Annotated in this window: 19 protein-coding genes; 9 read left to right on the top strand and 10 right to left on the bottom strand. The window is 68.4% G+C overall.

The features are described from left to right. Positions 1–40 precede the first annotated feature (40 nt). Positions 41–304, top strand: a complete 264-nt coding sequence (locus tag ACFQ4H_RS24435) for a hypothetical protein (RefSeq protein ID WP_377574531.1) — start codon at positions 41–43, stop codon at positions 302–304. Positions 305–418: 114 nt separating this feature from the next. Here ACFQ4H_RS24435 and ACFQ4H_RS24430 read toward each other — a convergent pair whose 3' ends face one another. Further along, on the bottom strand, positions 419–1054 hold the full coding sequence (locus ACFQ4H_RS24430) for an HD domain-containing protein (protein ID WP_377574528.1): 636 nt from the start codon (positions 1052–1054) through the stop codon (positions 419–421). Positions 1055–1195: 141 nt separating this feature from the next. Then, the gene (locus tag ACFQ4H_RS24425) at positions 1196–2014 is read right to left on the bottom strand and encodes a class I SAM-dependent methyltransferase (protein WP_377574525.1); all 819 of its coding nucleotides are present in this window, start codon (positions 2012–2014) and stop codon (positions 1196–1198) included. 68 nt (positions 2015–2082) lie between these two features. Between ACFQ4H_RS24425 and ACFQ4H_RS24420 the strand changes: the two genes are divergently transcribed. Continuing rightward, complete coding sequence (locus ACFQ4H_RS24420; RefSeq protein ID WP_377574522.1) at positions 2083–2670, top strand: TetR/AcrR family transcriptional regulator; 588 nt, start codon at positions 2083–2085, stop codon at positions 2668–2670. Between the two features lie 106 nt (positions 2671–2776). Here ACFQ4H_RS24420 and ACFQ4H_RS24415 read toward each other — a convergent pair whose 3' ends face one another. The 5 genes from ACFQ4H_RS24415 to ACFQ4H_RS24395 all read right to left on the bottom strand — a co-directional run bounded on the left by ACFQ4H_RS24415 (position 2777) and on the right by ACFQ4H_RS24395 (position 5951). Then, positions 2777–3688 (bottom strand): SDR family oxidoreductase, encoded by a 912-nt coding sequence (locus ACFQ4H_RS24415; protein ID WP_377574519.1) that lies wholly within the window; start codon positions 3686–3688, stop codon positions 2777–2779. Beyond that, positions 3685–4296 carry a TetR/AcrR family transcriptional regulator gene (locus ACFQ4H_RS24410; protein WP_377574517.1) on the bottom strand — a complete coding sequence of 204 codons (612 nt, stop codon included), beginning with the start codon at positions 4294–4296 and terminating at the stop codon, positions 3685–3687. The genes ACFQ4H_RS24415 and ACFQ4H_RS24410 overlap by 4 nt, the downstream gene beginning before the upstream one ends. A 29-nt stretch (positions 4297–4325) precedes the next feature. Next, the gene (locus tag ACFQ4H_RS24405) at positions 4326–4547 is read right to left on the bottom strand and encodes a hypothetical protein (protein WP_377574515.1); all 222 of its coding nucleotides are present in this window, start codon (positions 4545–4547) and stop codon (positions 4326–4328) included. Positions 4548–4638: 91 nt separating this feature from the next. Further along, positions 4639–5415: a GntR family transcriptional regulator gene (locus tag ACFQ4H_RS24400; protein WP_377574513.1), complete on the bottom strand. Its 777-nt coding sequence runs from the start codon at positions 5413–5415 to the stop codon at positions 4639–4641. Next, positions 5412–5951: a UTRA domain-containing protein gene (locus ACFQ4H_RS24395; RefSeq protein ID WP_377574510.1), complete on the bottom strand. Its 540-nt coding sequence runs from the start codon at positions 5949–5951 to the stop codon at positions 5412–5414. Before ACFQ4H_RS24395 ends, ACFQ4H_RS24400 begins: the two co-directional genes overlap by 4 nt. A gap of 31 nt (positions 5952–5982) precedes the next feature. Between ACFQ4H_RS24395 and ACFQ4H_RS24390 the strand changes: the two genes are divergently transcribed. Beyond that, positions 5983–6387, top strand: coding sequence for a hypothetical protein (locus ACFQ4H_RS24390; protein WP_377574507.1), 405 nt, complete (start codon positions 5983–5985; stop codon positions 6385–6387). Positions 6388–6619: 232 nt separating this feature from the next. Here the strand turns inward: ACFQ4H_RS24390 and ACFQ4H_RS24385 are convergent, their stop codons facing one another. Both ACFQ4H_RS24385 and ACFQ4H_RS24380 read right to left on the bottom strand, forming a co-directional pair. Continuing rightward, the gene (locus ACFQ4H_RS24385) at positions 6620–8797 is read right to left on the bottom strand and encodes an MMPL family transporter (protein WP_377574504.1); all 2178 of its coding nucleotides are present in this window, start codon (positions 8795–8797) and stop codon (positions 6620–6622) included. Positions 8798–8839: 42 nt separating this feature from the next. Next, entirely contained in the window at positions 8840–9379 is a 540-nt protein-coding gene (locus ACFQ4H_RS24380) for a TetR/AcrR family transcriptional regulator (RefSeq protein ID WP_377574501.1), read from the bottom strand. Between the two features lie 184 nt (positions 9380–9563). On the opposite strand from ACFQ4H_RS24380, the gene ACFQ4H_RS24375 reads away from it, so the two are divergent. After that, positions 9564–12224: a phospholipase D-like domain-containing protein gene (locus tag ACFQ4H_RS24375; protein WP_377574499.1), complete on the top strand. Its 2661-nt coding sequence runs from the start codon at positions 9564–9566 to the stop codon at positions 12222–12224. Positions 12225–12316: 92 nt separating this feature from the next. Beyond that, entirely contained in the window at positions 12317–12949 is a 633-nt protein-coding gene (locus ACFQ4H_RS24370) for a DNA-3-methyladenine glycosylase (RefSeq protein WP_377574497.1), read from the top strand. Here the strand turns inward: ACFQ4H_RS24370 and ACFQ4H_RS24365 are convergent. Further along, complete coding sequence (locus tag ACFQ4H_RS24365; protein ID WP_377574494.1) at positions 12937–13467, bottom strand: DUF4232 domain-containing protein; 531 nt, start codon at positions 13465–13467, stop codon at positions 12937–12939. The two genes, ACFQ4H_RS24370 and ACFQ4H_RS24365, sit on opposite strands and share 13 nt — an antisense overlap. 206 nt (positions 13468–13673) lie before the next feature. Here ACFQ4H_RS24365 and ACFQ4H_RS24360 point away from each other — a divergent pair, with 206 nt between their 5' ends. From ACFQ4H_RS24360 to ACFQ4H_RS24345, 4 genes are all read left to right on the top strand, one after another. Further along, on the top strand, positions 13674–14264 hold the full coding sequence (locus tag ACFQ4H_RS24360; protein WP_377574491.1) for a DUF4291 domain-containing protein: 591 nt from the start codon (positions 13674–13676) through the stop codon (positions 14262–14264). Positions 14265–14354: 90 nt separating this feature from the next. Further along, entirely contained in the window at positions 14355–15185 is an 831-nt protein-coding gene (locus ACFQ4H_RS24355; RefSeq protein ID WP_377574489.1) for a nucleotidyltransferase domain-containing protein, read from the top strand. Between the two features lie 14 nt (positions 15186–15199). Then, the gene (locus ACFQ4H_RS24350; protein WP_377574486.1) at positions 15200–15685 is read left to right on the top strand and encodes a GNAT family N-acetyltransferase; all 486 of its coding nucleotides are present in this window, start codon (positions 15200–15202) and stop codon (positions 15683–15685) included. Positions 15686–15867: 182 nt separating this feature from the next. Then, positions 15868–16863, top strand: a complete 996-nt coding sequence (locus ACFQ4H_RS24345) for an ABC transporter permease (protein WP_377574483.1) — start codon at positions 15868–15870, stop codon at positions 16861–16863. The last annotated feature ends 3 nt before the right edge of the window (positions 16864–16866 follow it).

The following is a 16866-nucleotide window of genomic DNA, read 5'->3' as shown; positions in this document are numbered from 1 at the left end:
AGGGCGACAGCGATCCGTGGGCATCGTTATGCTCGATGGCGTGCCAGTAGAACCCCGGGCTGCGGAACAGCGGGTGCGGATCGGTGCCTTCGTGGCCGTTGTGGTGACAGTCGTCTGTGCGTGCGTCACGCTGCTGGTTGCCGCTGCCACGGTCTACACCACGGTCTTCTTCGCCACCGATCACGAACTGAGCGGCTCCGCCTGGCTGGCCGTGGCCTTCCTTGTCGCACTCACCGCGATCAGCGGCTTGGCAACGTCGTACCTTGGCCGGCGCGGTATTCGAGAGCTCCGCAGGAATCGTTGAGCAACCTCGTCACCCTCACGCTGAGCAGGTCCACCCATTGTCGCGGGGCGTATCCGCACGCCCAAGGCAGGATTCGAATCTGCGATGCCGGTGCAAGTTCCCGAAAGTGCGGTCTTATCGTTGCCGGCCACCAGGTTGGGAGTAGTCGTCACTGCGGGCAGACTGAATCGGGTAGCTGACTTGGAACGCCAGCCGTGCCTCGGCGTCCTCAGCGATACGGGTGAGAGCGTCGTCGAGATGGAGGAATGCCTCCCACTGTTGCTGTCCGTCGACTGCGGCGAGTCGCTGGACGATGCGCTGTTCGAGGTCGGCGACGCGTTTACCTTTCCAGATCTTGTCAGCGAGGCTGACGAGCAGCTCCTCGGTGGTGACGTCGTCGCGGATCCATTGGGCGTGGGTGAGTGCGAACCGGGCCAGGTTCTCGGCGACGCCGTGGCGGAGTAGGAGTTGATGCCCGGCGGGTTCGTGGGCTGAGCCCGGCCCGGACAACTCCTCGGGATGCTCGACTTTGCCGATGTCATGGGTGGCCGCGCCGAACAGGACCATGTCGTGATCCACCAGGAGGGTCGGATAGTGCCGGTCCAACCAGGCGAGTAGCCGAGCCGCGACGTCGTGGACCGCGCGGAGGTGGGCGGCCAGCCGAGGCGGGGCGTGCAATGTGAACAGCAGGTCCGACACGTAGGCTGGAAGGGGCCGCAGCGGCGGCTCGGTTGGCTCGTACAGCGCTCGGCTCAGGTGGTCGGTGACCATTGACCGAAGATAGCCGCCACGGTTGTTGATCCCGGTCAGCTGCGAGGATCACTTCGACGTCGAGTCGCCGGCCGGAGGCGGTCGACTTCCCTGTCTTGTCGCGGCAGAAACAGTCGAGGTCGTGGTCGGCCGGGTCTATCGCTAGAAGTCGGTCCGGGTCGCGGTGAGGCCCCAGGTGGCGTACGGCAGCGTGATGCTGTCGCCCAGTTCGTCGACCGCCGCGCCCACGGCCGCCAGCACCTCCGCTACCCGGTCCGGTGGCAGGCTGCTGAGGCCGCCTGAGGTCGGCACCAGGTCCATGAGCTCGTCTCGGGTGTAGGAGCGTTCCCAGTCGTACCGCCACAGCTCGGGCTCGCCGAATCCGCCCGCCTCGCGGATCCCGTCCGCGGCTCTGACGTACAGCGCCTGGTACGCGTCCAGGATCGAGCCTTCCGACCGTCCGTTGAGGTTGATCGGCGAGTCGGGGGCCACCCGCCGGTACGCTGCGGCGAGGGCCTCCGCCACGGTGGATGGGAGTTGGAACGCGTGCCCGAACGGTGCCAGCACGCCGCCGGGCCGCAGGATCCGCGCCGCCTTCGTCGCGCCCGCGACCGGGTCGACCCAGTGCCATGCCGTACCGGAGACGACCGCGTCGAAGGTGCGCCCGGCCGGCTCCCACGTCTCGAAGGTCGCGACCTCGACCTCGATGCCGGTCCGTCGCGCGAAGTCGGCCATCCGCAGGTCGGCCTCGACACCGAGTACGGTGCAGCCGGCAGCCACGAACTGGCGGGCTTCGATGCCGGTGCCGCAGCCGACGTCGAGGAAGTCGGTGCCGGGGCTGGCAGCCACGATCCGCTCGATCATGGTCTCGGGGTACGGCGGCCGGTTTCGGTCGTACCGCTCGGGGTCGACTCCGAACGACTCCGCCATGCGCCGGTGCAGGTGCGGTTCCGGCCTGGACGAGGACGGCATAGTGACCATACGCCCACTCTAATGGGCGCCTGCCCACTATTACAATCTCGCTTGCTCAGTCAGGAAAGGAGTGCCCGTTGCCGACCGGTGTCGCGCTGCAAGACCCACGCCGACAACTCTTCGACGCCGCCGTACGGGTGCTGACCCGGGACGGCGTCACCGGGCTGACCAGCCGGGCGGTCACCACGGAGGCGGGCGTCGCCAAGGGCGTCCTCCACCGGCACTTCGCCGACTTCGACGACTTCCTCACCGCATTGGTGCTGGACCGCATTGCTCGGGTCGAGGCACAGGCCACCGCCCTACGGGACGCGGCCGGAACGGGCACCGTAGCCGACAACCTGACCGGTGCCCTGATGACCCTCTTCGAGCCGGTCATGGTGGCGATCGTGGTCCTCGTCATCGCCCGGGACGAACTGCGCACGCGGCTGCGCGCGGCCGGCACTGCCCGATTCCCCCTCGTCGGCGAGGGCGCGACCATGATCGCCGGTTATCTGACGGCCGAGCGCGACCACGGCCGAATCTCGTCCGAGGCCGACATCGACACGCTCGCGCCCACCCTGATCGGCGCCGCACACCTGCTCTACACCGAGCGTCAGGACAGCCCACCAGAGCCTGCGGCCGTCCGTAGGGTCGTGACCACGGTCCTGGCCAGCGCTGTGCCGTAACTGTGCGCCCACGCCCGAACCCGGCGTCGAGGGATCCGTTCATCGGCGCGGATGCGTCTCTCGGCGCCGCAGGTCCCTGGTGTCAATGCGTCTCACGCCGCCTTGATCACCGGTAGGTCCGTGGATCTACGTCAACGCCCTTGATGACGGCATCGGTGAAGTAGCTGCCCCAGTCCGGCCGGGAACCGTCCGCGTCGGTGAAGCCGTACACCTTGGCCAGCTGCCAGCTGGACAGTGACTGGCCGGTCCACCGGTGCACGTCCGGGTCGGCGGCCAGCGCCGCCACCGCCCGCCCGACGTAGGTCGGGGTCTCCGACAGGACGAAGTGCCGGTCCTTCCGTACGCCGTCGCGCCAGTTGTCCTCGGTCACCCCGAAGTGGTCGAGCATCGCCTCGGAACGGAGGAAACCCGGGGTGATCGCCAGCGCGGTGATCCCGTGTGGACGCAACTCCTCGGCCTGGGCCTGGGCCATCCGGATGACACTCGACTTGACCAGGTCGTAGAAGAAGCTGCCCCGGTAACCCTGGTCGGCGGTGCCGTCGGTGACCTCGACGACCAGCCCACGCCTGCGGGCCACCAGCAGCGGCAGGGCGTGCCAACTGGTGATGATGTGCGTGTGTACGGCCGACCGGTGCACCAGTAGCCCGTCGTCGAGGGACTGCTCCCACAGCGGTGCGTCCCACACGGTCAGCGGATCGCCGCCCCAGACGTTGTTGACCAGGATGTCCAGTTGGCCGTTCTGCTCGGTGTCGATCCGGGCGACGAGTGCACGTACCTGTTCGGCTTCCAGGTGGTCGACGGCCATCGCGATGCCCCGACCGCCGGCGGCGGTGACCAGTTCGGCGGTCTCCTCGATGGTCTCGGCGCGGTTCATCGGGGACCGGCTGTCGGCCGTCGTACGGCCGGTGACGTAGACGGTGGCTCCGGCCGCACCGAGCTGTACGGCGATGCCCCGGCCGCCGCCTCGGGTGGCTCCGGCCACCAGGGCCACCTGTCCGGCTAGTGGCTTGTCGGTCACTGTTCCTCCTTGGTACGTCGGTACGGCGAGAGCAGCGTGCCCAGGTCCCGTCGGATCGCGTCGGCCAGCGAGCCGGACCTGTTCATCGCCCAGGTCAGCTGGGTGCCGTTGCGGATCGCGTTGACCGCACGGGCCAGCGCTTCGATGTCGACGTCGGTCGACAGGTGGCCAGCCCGCACCGCTGTCCGCAGATATTCGGTGAGTTCGGCGCGTACGGCGTCGTCGTGCTCGCCCAGCAGTTGCCGGAACTCCTCGTCGGCGAGTTCAAGGTGCAGGAACGCCAGATGGTTGGCGAATTCCTCGGTGCTGACGTCGGGGCCGGCGCTGGCCGCCACCGCCTGGATCAGGCCGTCGACCGGGTCATCGGCGGCTTCGAACGCTGCCCGCATCGGTGCGACGAAGGTTGCTTCGTCCAGCCCGTGGCGGACGAAGCCCAGCAACAGCTCGCGCTTGCTGCCGTATCGCTGGACCAGCGCCCCGGTCGACACCCCGGCCTGTCGGGCGACGTCGGCCAGGGTCAGCCGTCCGGGCCCGACCCGACCGACGGCTGCGCCGACAGCGGCCATGATCTGGCGGTCGCTGATCGTCCGGGGTCGTCCTGCTGCCATCCTGCCCCCAATTACTAAATGACTGTTCATTATTTATAATGGGCGTTGGACGTGACGACAAGTTCCGCGCCGAGCGGAGACTGGCCCCGCGTCGGAGTGAGGATCGCCCGACGCCGTAGGGCAGCTCTGGTGGACGAGTGCACCTCGGCAGCTACGACCTGCTCAACGGCAAGGGGGAGGATCTTCGCGTCGAAGTAGGGCGAGTCGGCATCTCCCGGTGTGAGAGCCAGCAACGCGCGGGACTCCAGCATGCCCGGATGGGCGGCGGATGTGGTCGGCGGCGGTCCGGCGCAGCGGGCCGTCCCGGGGTATGTGGCGGACCTCTTCTCGAAGAAGCGACGTTCATTCGCCCCTGTCGCAAGGGAGGCTGTACTGGATCTCGTACTGGTGGCCTGCCTTGATGATCACAGCAACCTCGACTGGTCGATCCCCGTCGGTGTAGACCACCCGTAGTTGCCGCAACACGGGCATGTTCTCGGGGAGTTGCAGAGCAATGAACTCTTCGACCGTCGCCAAGCGAGTGCCTACTTGATCCATGGCATGTCGTGGTGGTAGACCGAGTCCAGTGAGAACGGCGGGCGTCCCACCTTGGATCTTGTGTGGGTTGGCTAGAGGGGTGCCTCGCGCAAGCTCTACGGGGAAGTACAACCAGACCAGTTCTGCTGGCTCGTCGTCGAGCAGAAGAAGCTGGTGCCGCATGACGACCGGATCACCTGTGGCGATGCCGAACGCGGCAGCCACCTGCGCCGGAGCTGGCCGCTCGCCGACGGCCAGCAATTGGCTTGACCCCCGGCGGTCACGTCGGTAGGGATCGGTGATCCACGGGTACGGTTTGCCGGGACTGGCCGGGCGTGAATAGTGGTTGGCCTGGATGACGTACGGCCGGCGGCCCGTGGAGAAGACGCCCCGCCCGGTTTGCCCCTCGATGAATCCCTCTTCTTTGAGGATGCGTAGGGCACGTTGCACGGTTTGGTTGGTGACCCCGTACTGCTTGACGAGCGCGGCGGTTGCTGGCAGTTGGTGACCGGGCGCGAGATCGCCAGAGAGGATGAGGGCACGTAGGTCTGATGCGATCTGCTGTTGCCGGTCGCGGACCTGGTCGCCGGGCGTGTCAGTCATACGGAGGCCTGAGTCTGGTAGGTGTAGCCGGCAGAGAGGCGAGCAACTGCGCGGGTGATCATATATTCGACGGGAGTGCCATTGGCGTCCCGGCTGAGCCGGTAAAGGACGAGTATCGGCTCCTGCCTGTCGACCTGTAGTAATTCGTAATCAGCTTCGGTCGGCTTGTCGGCGGTGATGTGGTCGGTACTGGCTGCCGGAGTGTGCCCGAGTTTGGCGAGTACGGCGATGGCTCCGCCTCGGATCTTGCCGCTTTCGGCAAGGGGCGTTCCGGCGGCGAGTTGGGCCGGGTAGTAGGAGTCGGCACGTTCGACGGGCCTGCCATCTTCGAGGATGAGCCGGCGTCGAACGACGACCTGGTCGTTGTCTCCGAGGTCGAGGGCCACCCGGATGTGGCGGTCAGGTCTGACGGTCTCGACGGCGAGGAGTTGTTGGGTGCCGACCCGGCCACGGGCTGCTGCCTCGTTGGCCCAGGCGTCGCCGTGTCCCGGCGTGACATATCGGTCGGACGTGTTGGTCCAACGTGGCGTGGTCATCGTTGTTACCTCCAGTCTCTGATCCCCGATCATGGTGCCGGACGTGGGTGGCTTCTTCGCCTACGTCGAGGCCACGATCGTCGCCAAACTCGTCGCCACGACCAGCCACGACCTACCAGTCGCCGCCTGCCGCGAACACACCGACCGGTTCACCCACCTCGGAGCAACCCTGACCGCCGAGCCACCAGACCTGCCCTGCCAACAACTGGCCTTCCTCGCCACCACAGACCAGACCGACGACGAAACCGCCGAGCGGCTACTCACCCATCACCACACCCGGCTCGACACGCACGAAAGTCCCGCCCACACCTTCGCCTTCGGCGACCGAGACCGGGAACTACTCAGCCACCACGGCTACCAACCCGGCCAACCCATCCACCTACCCGACCAACACACCATCGTCCCCATGCGCCGAGCAGCCCAACCCCGAACCTGAACCCGGTACGGCCCGCCATCCACCCGAACGGCAGGCCGCCGAGCAGCCGTACAACCGACGACTTCCCGCAAACACACGTCGGCCGGCTGCACGGTGCGGCGGGGGCGTAACCTCCACGCCCCCGCCGCACTCGTCTCAACCCTTGACCTATAACTGCGGAAACAGGCCCGATAGCCGTGGACCCGGCCGCGTCGTTTGCGACGGCCGGGTCCACGGTTGGGTTCGGTTCAGGTCAGACGCGTTCCGGTTCGCGTTCCGGCTCCGCCTGCAACTGCTGGCGCAGCCGCTCGCCCTCGATGTCGACGTTCGGCAGTACCTTCTGAAGCCAGCCGGGCAGCCACCATGCCCCCCGTCCGAGCAGCGACATCACCGCCGGCACGATCGTCATCCGGACGATGAAGGCATCGATCGCCACGCCGACCGCGAGCGCGAAGCCCATCGACTTGATGATCGGGTCCTCGACCAGGATGAAGCCGGCGAACACCGCGGTCATGATCAGTGCGGCGGCGGTGACCACCCGTCCGCCGTGCCCCATGCCGTTGATGGTGGCCTGCCGTGCGGTGTCGCCGTGTACGAAGTCCTCCCGCATCCGCGACACCAGGAAGACCTCGTAGTCCATGGCCAGACCGAACAGGATGCCGATGAGCAGGATGGGTAGGAAGCTCACCAGCGGACCCGGGGTGTCCAGGCCGACCAGACTGCTCAGTTCGCCGGTCTGGAACGCCAGCACGGTGAGGCCGAAGGTGGAGCCGACCGTCAGGAGGAAGCCCAGCGCCGCCTTCAGCGGTACCAGGATGGACCGGAACACCAGCATCAGCAGCAGCACCGACAGACCCACGACGAGCAGCAGGTACACCGGCATCGCGTCGGAGAGCTTCTCGGACACGTCGATGCCGACCGCGGTCTGACCGGTGAGCGCGATGTCCGCACCGTCGATCCGGGCGGTCTTGGCGCGGATGTCGTGTACCAGCGTCTCGGTCGCCTCGTCGGTCGGGCCGGTCGTCGGGATGACCGCCAGCAGCGCGGTCCGCTCGTCACGGCTCATGTTCGGCGGGCTGACCGCCAGCAGGTTCTCGGTACCCTGCACCGCCGCCGTGACGTCGCCTACGGCCTTGGCGGTCTGCTCCGGCGAACCGCTCGACACGACCAGCGCCAGCCGACCGTTGAAGCCGGGACCGAAGCCGGTGGTGATCAGGTCCGCTGCCTCGCGGGCCGGGGTGCCCTCGGCGCTGTGGCTGGCGTCGGGCAGGGCCAGGCGCATGTCCGCGGCGGGGATGGCGAGTGCGCCGAGGCCGAGTACACCGACCAGCAGCACCGGTATGCGCAGTCGGATGATGGCCCGTGCCCACCGGAACCCGAAGCCCTCTGGACGCGCGGCTGCGCCGGCGGCCTGGGCACGACGCTGCCTGCGGGACAGGACCCGCTGGCCGACGAAGCCGAGCAGCGCGGGCAACAGGGTGATGGCGACCAGGACGGCGATCGCGACGGTTGCGGCGGCGGCCAGGCTCATCAGGGCCAGGAACGGAATGTTGACCACGGCCAGTCCGGCCAGCGCGATGACGACGGTGGCACCGGCGAAGACGACGGCAGAGCCAGCGGTGCCGACCGCCCGGCCGGCCGCGTCCTCGGGCTCAAGGCCGTCCATGAGGAACTCCCGGTACCGGGACGTGATGAACAGCGAGTAGTCGATACCGACCGCCAGGCCGAGCATGAGTGCCAGTACCGGCGTGACGCTGGTCATCTCGATGGTGCTGCTCAGCGCGTACAGCCCGGCCATGCCGACGCCGACCCCGATCAGGGCGTTGAGCATCGTCATGCCCGCCGCGACCAGCGAACCGAACGTCACGATCAGTACGACCAGGGCGATGACGACGCCGATGGCCTCACTCCCGCCGATCTCCGGCTCGCCGTTCATCACCTCGCCGCCGTGCTCCACCCGCAGACCGGCCGCCTTGGCTGCCGCGCCGGTGTCCTCGTACGCCTGGCGTTGCGCGTCGGTGACCCCGTCCACTCCCTCGGCGAACTGCACCTGGATCAGCGCGTACTGCCCGTTCGGTGAGACGGAGCGGGCCTGGAACGGATCGAGTGCGCCCACCACCCCGGGCAGGGAGTTGGCCTCCTGGACCAGGGCCTGCACCTGCGCCATCTGCGTTGGCGTGGTCAACTGCTGATTGTCCGGGGCGGCCACGACGATCGTGCCGGTCGCGCCGCTGGCCTCGGGGAACTCCTGCTTCAAGCGGTCGATCGCGCGCTGGGACTCGGTGCCCGGCATCGTGAAGTTGCTGGCCGTCGGGCCCATGAACGCCGCTGCCGCGCCACCGAGCGCGGCCAGCAATGCCAGCCAGAGGATCACCACCAGCGTCCGGCGTCGGAACGAGGCCCGACCCAGTCGGTAGAGGACAGTTGCCATGTACCGCTTCCTTTTCGAGAGTTAGCTGTTGGGCAGCCGAGGTCAGGTGTGGGGCAGCAGCGCCCGTTTCGCCACGCCGACGAGGATCGGGCGCAGCTCGACGTCGCCCTCCTCGCTGCGGTCGATGACGATCGCGGAGACGCCCGCAAGCAGCACTTCTGTGGCGATCCGCGCCGCCGGGTCGGTCGATCGGCCCGCGATGGCACTGGCCAGGTTCTCGATGAGTGGCCAGTAACCAGCGAACGCGGGTTGCTGGAACAGTTGCCGGCCGATGCCGAAGATGATCGCCACTTCCTGCCGGTAGCGCAGTACCAGGTCGACGAAGCCCTCGATGGCCACCTCGCGGGCCGTGTCCGAATCGAGTTCGCTGATTCGCGCGTCGAGTTCGACCAGGTCCCGTGCGGCGGGGGCGATGAGCGTGCCGAGGATGGCTTCCTTGCTGTCGAAGTGGTAGAGCAGGGTCGCCTTCGAGCAACCCACCTCCACCGCGATGTCGTGCAGCGAGGTGCCCCGGAAACCGGTGTGGGCGAACTGGTGGGCCGCCGCGGCCAGGATCCTGTCGCGGGTCTTGCTGAGGGCCATCGTCTACCTCCGCCACACAGCATGCCTGACCGATCGGTCAGAGCCTGACCGATCGGTCAGAATGTGAGGTACGTAACGGTCGGTAGTCGAGTTTGCGGTGGTCGATCTCTTCTGGAGATCGATGGATATCATGCGCTGGGCGGCGATCGGCCCGACTGCTTCGTTTACTGCCAGGGGGTGCCCCGTGGTCCACCGCTCCTGCGTCACGCCGCGTGCGTTTGCCAACCGGAACCTGCTGGCTGTGCTGCTGGCTGCGGTCGTCGTACCGCTGGCGTTGGTCGCCGGGCCGGTCGACGCGTCGACCGCTACCACGGTCAGCGGCAGTAACAGCGTGCTGTTTCTCCGGCCCAACCTGGATCCGGTGCCGGACTCGGCCTACGCTGCGCCAGACCGATCCCCACTCGGGGTCTATCAGGACCCCCGGCTGCGTGACGAGATCGCCGCCTTGGTCAAGGCCACCGTGCCGGGCTCCACCCTGTACGCCTCGCTGTACACCTTCAGCGATCAGGGAATCACCGACGACCTGCTGGCCGCCCACGCCAGAGGAGTCAGGGTCAGGTTGCTGGTCGAAGCCTGCACCGGCGGGGACCCGGCCGCCTGCCGCCAGTCGACCCAGGTTGGTGCCCTGGTCACCGGACTACCCAGCTACACCCCCTCGGCGACCGGCTCCTGGGTGAAGCAGTGCTACGCGTCCTGCGCGGGTGGCGGCGTAGGAGTCAACCACAGCAAGTTCTGGGTCTTCAGCGAACTGTCCGATGGTCGTACCGACGTCACCGTCGTCACCTCGGCCAACCCCACGAAGCCGCAGCAGCAGATGTGGCAGGACCAGCTACGGATATCCGGCAACAGCGCGTTGGCCACCGCGTACCGCAGCTACGTCCACCGGAAACTCGAGGTCACCGGAACCGGCAAGGTGTACGAGAGCGGACACGTCGACGCCGGCGCTTTCCGGATCTGGTTCTCGCCCCGCAACTCACCGAGCGCTGCGGAGGACGCGACGATCAACGCGTCGTTCAACCCGCAGAGTACCCGGCACGATGTCTTCGCGGCGGCGATCGACGACGTACAGTGCTCCACCGGCCGTACCGACGACATCATCCAGGTCGCCATGTGGGGGTTCCGCGCGGCTCGGCCCGAGGTGATCGACGCGCTGGGGGACAGGTTGGCCGCCGGCTGCACGGTCGAGGTCGCCACCGGTGAGCACCAGGACGCGCTGCCCGCCCTGACCGCCCGCGGAATCCCGGTCTACTCGATGGACCCCGGTGGATGCCGACAGTCCTTCTTCAGCGTGGGTAACGGAGTCAACTCCGAGTGTTCGGACGGCAGCATCCATTCCAAGTACCTGGTGACCCAAGGGGTGTCGCGAAAAGACCAGCAGATGCACCGGTACGTCTACACCGGCTCGCACAACCTCACCAACGGAGCGCTGAAGAAGAACGACGAGATCCTGATGCGAGTCGACGACCAGAGCCTCTTCGACGCGTACGTCGCGGACTTCACCGCGATCAGGCAGGCCGCGGTCGTCATTGCCCCGAACCGGTACCCGGACGCCACGTTCGCCACCGCCAACGCGGTCGACACCGGTGACCAGTTCGCCCCGGCGGTCGCCTCGTACCGGGACCCGGACGGCCGGCACCGGTCCGTGCTGGCCTACGCCTCCGGTTCCCGAAGCGGGCTCAACAACGAGATTCGGCTGGGCCGGTTCGTCGACGGCGTACGTCAGTCCGACGTCGTGGTACGCACCGGCGGCAGCAGTACGGCGTGGAACTACCGCACCCCGGACGTCGGCCTCACCTCGACCGGGGAGGCCGTGGTGGTGTGGGCCGACGACGGCAACGGCAACGGCGGGTACGAGATCCGGGCCCGCCGGGTGCGCGCGGACGGCACCATGGGCCCGGTGCTGAACGTCAACAGCCAGGCCGACGGTGACCAGAGCGAACCCTCCGTCGCGGTGCTGCCGGACGGACGGTTCGCCGTCGCCTGGCAGGACAGGTCCACGGCCGGTGCGAGTTCCATCCGGTATGCCGGCTTCTCCGCCACCGACACCCGGCTGTCCCAGGTGACCGGTGGTTACGACGTTGCGGTGCAGGCGGTCAGTGGGGGCACGTACCGTAAGCCGGACCTGGCGGTCGACGCGGCCGGCACCGCAGTGGTGGCCTGGGAGGACGACGCGGACGGCAACGGCGGCTACAGCATCCGGGCCGCCACCGGCACCGTCGACGGGGTGTTCGGCGGCATCATCGCCGTGCATACCGGGACCTTCTCCGACGGGCAGCAACTCGAACCCACGGTGGCCAGCACTGCGTCCGGCAAGTGGTACGTGGCCTGGACCGACTACTACGACCAGCGGACCGGCTACGACGGCCGACCCCAGTCGATGATCTACCTACGTGCCTTCGCCGGCTCGACGGCCCTCTTCGCGCCGAAGACGGTCAGCGGCCCGATCCACCGGTGGACCACGAACACCTCCGGGCAGTACGTGGTGACCAGCCAGACGCCGTACCAGTCGGACCGGGTCGGCCGGCAGTTTCACCCGGACGTGGCGGTGGACGCCGCCGGCAACGCCGTGCTGGTCTGGCAGGAGAGCGGCCAGTCCACCGGGCTGACCAGCGCCCGCAGCGGCACCGAGGTGTGGGCGCGGGGGATCGACGCAACCGGCAGCACCGACAACCTGTTCCCGGAGTACCGACTGAGCGTGTTCACCGCGAACCAACAGGACGCGCCGGCGGTCGGGATGGACCAGTCCGGCGTGCTGACCGCCGTGTACGTCGACGACTGGGACGGCAACGGCGGCACCCAACTGAAGATCAGGTACGGGCTCCGCAACTGCGCGCAGCGCTGCTGAGCCGGCTCGTGGCGGACGCTGGTCGTTGATGGCGTACGCCACATCGCCGTCATTGGTTTGCCGAACCCGGCTGGTCGTCGTTTCCTTGACCGATGGACTATCCGTGGCTTCGCCGACCAGCCGCCGAGGTGCCCGAGACCGCACAGACGCTGCTCGGTTGGGAGCTCTCGGCCGGCGGTGTCCGGATCAGGCTGACCGAGGTCGAGGCGTACGCCGGAACGGGCGAAGATCCGGCCTCGCACGCCCACCGGGGACCGACACCCCGGACCAGGGTCATGTTCGGGCCGGCGGGACACGCCTACACCTACTTCGTGTTCGGGGTCCACTGGTGCCTGAACGTCGTCTGCGGTGGCGACGGCGAGGCGGCGGCGGTGCTGCTCCGAGCGGGTGAGGTCGTGGCGGGATCGGAGACCGCCCGAACGCGTCGCGGGGCGGTGGCCGACCGGGATCTGGCGCGGGGTCCGGCCCGGCTGGTGGTGGCGCTCGGGATCACCTCGGACGCCAACGGCACCTCCATGATCGATGGAAGTGGCCCGCTGCTGTTGACCCCGCCGACCCGGCCGGTCGACCCGGCGCTGATCGTCGCGGGGCCACGCGTCGGGGTGGCCGCCGCCCACGACGTGCCGTGGCGATTCTGGATCACCGGTGACCCGAGTGTCAGTCCGTACCGGCGGCACGTCCCACGCCGTAGGCGGTCGGGGTCTCCGCTACCTCAGTCTTCCTGAAGCGGAGCCCACGGGCTCACCCCCAGCCGGCCGGTGGTGCCGAGGTCGACCCCACCGTTCGGCGAAACGATCTGCGGACTCTGCCCGCCGGCCGGTGTGATCTCCAGATCCTTACCGGTCGTCGGGGACACCGTCGCGTCCGTAACCGTGTTACGCCAGACCAGTACGGCCTTCGCGCGCTGGCCGGGAAGTAGCGTGACGGGCTTGGGCGGGGCGTCCAGGCCCTTGATGACGGCGATGGACGAGGTTCCGTCGATCACCTTGACCGGCAGCGGGTTCCGATCCTCGTCGAGCACGCGGACCATCGGATAACCCTGCACCGCGTAGCTCTGACCGCCGCAGTTGATCATCTCCACGGTCATCGCCCGCAGCCCCATCGCGGTGTCGACCATGCCGTTCGTGATGAGCACCCCGGACTGCGGGCACGCGGGCGAGGCGCTGCTGGTGGCCGACGGTACGGGCTCCGGCCCCGGGGCCGGACCCGGTGGGGAGGTACAGGCGGTCGCCAGAGCGGTCACTGCCAACAGGTGCCCCAGGCGGCCGACCGGGAGTCGACGAGCCGGGACTGGTACTTGATCCACATCATGATTCTGTAACCGGTCACCCGGAAACGGGAACCTCGCCGCAGGTGAGGGAAGTGTGATGTTTCCGTGGCGATCGCGGCTGCGGCCCAGCGGAAAACCGATCGCCGACCGGTCGGCGGCTGGGGAGGATGATCGCCGTGATGCCTGCCTACCGTCAGATCCGAGCCAGCTACGACGACTCGACCGTCACGGTCTACCAGGCGTATCCGCCGCACATCGCCGTACCGACAGTCGAGCAGGGACGCTTCCCCACCTGGTACAACCGGGACCGGATGACCTGGATCAAACCGTCGTTCCGCTGGATGATGTACCGCAGCGGCTGGGCGACCAAGCCGGGGCAGGAACGGGTGCTGGCCATCCGGATACTGCGCAGCGGGTTCGAGTGGGCGTTGACCCGTTCCGCCCTCAGCCACTTCGAACCGAAAGTGCACGCCAGCCGGGAAGCCTGGCGGCAGTTGCTGCGCGAGGCGCCGGTACGCATTCAGTGGGATCCGGAGCGGGACCTGCACTTCGCGCCGTTGCCGTACCGGGCGATCCAGGTCGGGCTCTCCGGTCCGGCCGTGCATCGTTACGTCGACGAATGGGTCACCGCGATCGAGGACGTCACGGACCTCGCTCACCGGGTACACGGCCTGGTACGGTCCCGAGACCTCAAGGCCGCCCAGCAGCTTCTGCCCGGCGAGCAGGTCTACCCGGTGCCGCCCGCGGTGGCCGCTGCGTTGGATTGTTAGGAAGGCCCCCTTCTTGTCGCGTTCTGGAAGGGGCCCTTCCTGACAACGGAAGTTTGGGTAACAGCGGAAATCGGGGCAGACTGCGGAGTCGTGGTAGTTCCTCCGGGTGCGGATGAGGCGATCGAGGCGTATTTCGCCGCTGTCGATGCTGAGGCGCCCGGACTGGTCGAGGGCATCTACCTGGTCGGTTCGGTGGCCCTGGACGACTTCCATCCGGGGGCGAGCGACATCGACTTCGTTGCGGTCACCGGGGACGTGCTGTCGGACGCCGACGTTGCCGCGCTGGAACGCGCGCACGTCGCGCTCACCCCGTACCTTCGTCGGCAGTTCTTCGACGGGCTGTACGTGACCTGGCGGGACCTGGGCGACGACCCGGCGCGCTCGCGGCCCGGGGCGTGTGTCGAACAGAACCGCCTGCGCCGCCGAGTCGCCGGCACGGGTGACCCGGTGGCCTGGCACACCCTGGCCTCCCGTGGGGTGACGGTCCGTGGACCTCGTCGCGAGGAGGTCCGGATCTGGACCGACCGGACGGTGCTGGCCGCGTGGACGCACCGCAACCTGGACGAGTACTGGCGCGTCTGGCTGCGCCGTAGCTCCCGGCTCAGGTCCCGGCCCGGACTGGCCACCCTGGCCCCGACCGGACCGGTCTGGGGCGTGCTCGGGGTCAGCCGGCTGCACTACACCCTGGCCACCGGGAGGATCACCTCCAAACGGGGCGCGGGGGAGTACGCCCGGCAGGCGTTCGACGTACGGTGGCAGCGCATCGTCGACGAGTGTCTGCGGATCCGTACCGGTGCTCCGGGACGGTCGCGGTACCGCAGCCCGCTACACCGCCGCCGGGACGCCCTGGACTTCGTCGCCATGGCGATCGAGGACGCCCACCGGATCGATGATTTCGCTGGCCCCGACGTCGACGAGTGAGTAGGGTCGCCCGGATGATCATTCGAGTAGCCGAGGACCGGGACTGGCCCCTGGTGTTCCCGTTCTTCTCCCAGATCGTGGCCGACGGGCAGACGTACGCCTATCCCGAGGGGCTCACCCTGGCCACGGCCCGGTCGTTGTGGATGGAGCAGGCCCCGGGACGGACCGTGGTGGCCGTACGCGGTGACCAGGTGCTCGGATCGGCGAAGATGGGGCCGAACCGGCCGGGGCGGGGCGGGCATGTGGCGACCGCGAGTTTCATGGTCGACCCGGCGCACCAGGGCGCCGGTGTGGGACGGGCCCTCGGTCGCTACGCGGTCGAGTGGGCACGGTCCGCCGGCTACCGGGCCATGCAGTTCAACGCGGTCGTCGAGACCAACACCGTGGCGGTACGCCTGTGGCAGTCCCTCGGATTCGAGATCATGACCACCCTGCCGGAGGCGTTCGAGCACCCGGAGTACGGCTTCGTCGGCCTGCACGTGATGTACCAGCGGTTCTGATCCGGCCAGCGCGCTCCGGACACTGCGATCTCGTGTCAGCTCAAGTGCCGGGCGAACACTTCAGCGAACCGTCCAATTCGAACGACAGCACATCTCCGTGCCTCCCGGGGGTGGCGTACGGCGTCTAGAGTGGACCGCGCCGCGTGGGCAGCCGCCGTTCGTAGCCAAAAAGGAGTGTCGAGATGACCGTCCTTGCGCCGCCCGCAACGACCCCTCCCGCACCGCGTCCGCGCCGGGTCGCGGACCTGGCTACACGCCTCGGCTGGGAGGCGGTCCTCTTCCTGTTCACCGTCGTGGCTGCGGTGATCGTGCTGGTGCAGAGCGACGGCCGCGGACTCGGCCTGCCCTTCTGGCTCAACTTCGCGGCCACCGGACTGCTCGCCAGCGGCTTTGCGCTGTCACTGCGTACGGCCACCCCCAACCTCGCGGTCGGTTCCCTTGCCATGCTCTCCGGCCTGTTGTACGCCGATCTGCGCGCCGACGACTGGCCCGGGTTCGTCGCCGCCGCCATCGGTGTGGCCGCCGTGACCGTCCTCGGTCTGATCCTCGGTGTCGTCACCGGGTTGACCTCCACCCCGTCGTGGGCGGTGTCCCTCGCGGGTCTCGCGGTGCTGCAGGCGATCGCGTTCGGCGTCTACGGCCCGCCCGGCGTGCTCACCCAGGCCGGACGGTCGGAAACCTGGGAGGCGGTCGTCTGGTCGACGGTGTTCGTCCTGGGCTCGCTCGTCGGCGCCGCGCTGTTCCTCATCGCGCCCGTGCGCAGGTTCCTGAGCGCCAACCGGACCAGCGGCGACCCGGCGTCGTGGCGGCCAGCCCGGCTGGTCGGCGCCATCGTCGGATTCGGCGGATCGAGCCTGCTGGCCGGGCTCAGCGGCGTCGTCCTGACCGGTTACCTCCGGGTGGCGCTGCCGACCGGCGACTTGCACCGCACCCTGACCGCCGTGGCGATCGCGCTGCTTGCCGGGGTGAGCATCTTCGGCCGCCGCGGCGGTGTTGCGGGCATCGTGCTGGCGACCTCGCTTGTCCTGCTGGTGATGCACTACCTGCGGCTGGAGGGAGCGGCGAGCTGGAGCGACGCCCTGGTCCTTGGCCTGGCGATCCTCGGCGGCGCTGTCGTCAGCTGGGCGCTGGAGAAGATTGGCGGACCTGAGCCGGTCCAGGAGCCGATCAGCTCCTGACCG

The organism is Micromonospora sonneratiae (assembly GCF_042679305.1).
In the GTDB taxonomy this organism is placed as follows: domain Bacteria; phylum Actinomycetota; class Actinomycetes; order Mycobacteriales; family Micromonosporaceae; genus Micromonospora_H; species Micromonospora_H sonneratiae.
Note: the sequence above shows the minus strand (reverse complement) of the source record. Positions and strands in the feature narration are given on the sequence as shown.

Coding starts and splice junctions, on each gene's coding strand:
- ACFQ4H_RS24430 (WP_377574528.1), bottom strand. CDS start 1,054: ATGGTCACCGACCACCTGAGCCGAGCGCTGTACGAGCCAACCGAGCCG.
- ACFQ4H_RS24425 (WP_377574525.1), bottom strand. CDS start 2,014: ATGGTCACTATGCCGTCCTCGTCCAGGCCGGAACCGCACCTGCACCGG.
- ACFQ4H_RS24410 (WP_377574517.1), bottom strand. CDS start 4,296: ATGGCAGCAGGACGACCCCGGACGATCAGCGACCGCCAGATCATGGCC.
- ACFQ4H_RS24405 (WP_377574515.1), bottom strand. CDS start 4,547: ATGCTGGAGTCCCGCGCGTTGCTGGCTCTCACACCGGGAGATGCCGAC.
- ACFQ4H_RS24400 (WP_377574513.1), bottom strand. CDS start 5,415: ATGACTGACACGCCCGGCGACCAGGTCCGCGACCGGCAACAGCAGATC.
- ACFQ4H_RS24395 (WP_377574510.1), bottom strand. CDS start 5,951: ATGACCACGCCACGTTGGACCAACACGTCCGACCGATATGTCACGCCG.
- ACFQ4H_RS24390 (WP_377574507.1), top strand. CDS start 5,983: ATGGTGCCGGACGTGGGTGGCTTCTTCGCCTACGTCGAGGCCACGATC.
- ACFQ4H_RS24385 (WP_377574504.1), bottom strand. CDS start 8,797: ATGGCAACTGTCCTCTACCGACTGGGTCGGGCCTCGTTCCGACGCCGG.
- ACFQ4H_RS24380 (WP_377574501.1), bottom strand. CDS start 9,379: ATGGCCCTCAGCAAGACCCGCGACAGGATCCTGGCCGCGGCGGCCCAC.
- ACFQ4H_RS24370 (WP_377574497.1), top strand. CDS start 12,317: ATGGACTATCCGTGGCTTCGCCGACCAGCCGCCGAGGTGCCCGAGACC.
- ACFQ4H_RS24360 (WP_377574491.1), top strand. CDS start 13,674: ATGCCTGCCTACCGTCAGATCCGAGCCAGCTACGACGACTCGACCGTC.
- ACFQ4H_RS24350 (WP_377574486.1), top strand. CDS start 15,200: ATGATCATTCGAGTAGCCGAGGACCGGGACTGGCCCCTGGTGTTCCCG.
- ACFQ4H_RS24345 (WP_377574483.1), top strand. CDS start 15,868: ATGACCGTCCTTGCGCCGCCCGCAACGACCCCTCCCGCACCGCGTCCG.